Genomic DNA, 1,001 nt, shown 5'->3' on the forward strand with positions numbered 1-1,001 from the left:
GTTCCGTACGGAACGCGCCCCCCGGCCGCGACGGTGTCGTACCGCTCCGGTCAGCCGTCGACGGACACCCGGTGGGCCACGGCGGACAGGTGGTCCCGCATGGTCGAGCGCAGGAGCTCGCGGTCCCCGGACTCGAAGGCCGCGAGGATCGCGGCGTGCTCGCTCAGGGCCTGGTCCATGTCCAGGATCCCGTGGTGGGCGGTCTGGCGGAGCCGGTGGACGTGGGTGTTCAAGGACTCCGCCGCCTCGGTCAGGAAGCGGTTGCCGGCGGCCCTGATGATCGTCAGGTGGAACTCCCAGTCGGCGGCGAAGTACTCGCGCATGTCGGCGTAGTCGGGGGGCCGCTCGCCGTCCCCCCTGCGCTGCCGCACGTTGTGGGCGGCCAGGACGTGCTGGGCGTGGGCCACGCGCAGCTCCGGGAGCAGGTCCTCGGCGCGCTCGGCGGCGCGCTCCACCGCGGCGACCTCCAGGATCCCGCGCATGTCGAAGAGCTCGCGCAGCTGCTCCGGCGAGAGCGGAGGGGCCACGCGGTAGCCCTTCAGGGCGACCCTCGACACCAGGCCGGTGTGCTCCAGCTGCACCAGCGCCTCGCGGACCGGGGTCGGCGAGACCTGCAGCTCGCGGGCGAGCGGGTCGATGCCGAGGGAGCTCCCGGGCGGCGCCGAGCCGTCCAGGAGCTTCTCCAGGATCGCGTCGTACACGCCGTCGCGCAGGGCACGGCGGGCCACCACGGCGCTCTTGGCGGGCGTAGCCCCGGCGGGGGAGGTGGTCTCTCTGTCGTTCATCTCCTCCCGATCCTAGCCCGGGGGCGCGCCTTCTCGCGAAACAGGGACTGTCCAGTATCGGAAATATCCTATAGGTTCTATGATTCCAAGGCGGAAGAGGTGGCGCCCTCGCTCGGCGTCCGCCACCGCCCCCGGACCGAACGGCCTCCCGGCCGGCGGGGGGGGGGCGGGGGCGCGGCGGCGGGGGGCGGCGGGGCGGCGGGGGGGGGCGGCGGG

1 protein-coding gene is annotated in these 1,001 nt (G+C 74.2%); it reads right to left on the minus strand.

Annotated features, from left to right (window positions below; all coding sequences use genetic code 11):
• Positions 1–50: 50 nt before the first annotated feature.
• Positions 51–785, minus strand: a complete 735-nt coding sequence (locus ACWGL3_RS21135) for a GntR family transcriptional regulator (RefSeq protein WP_267945622.1) — start codon at positions 783–785, stop codon at positions 51–53.
• Between the last annotated feature and the right edge of the window lie 216 nt (positions 786–1,001).

The organism is Nocardiopsis sp. NPDC055824, assembly GCF_053616335.1.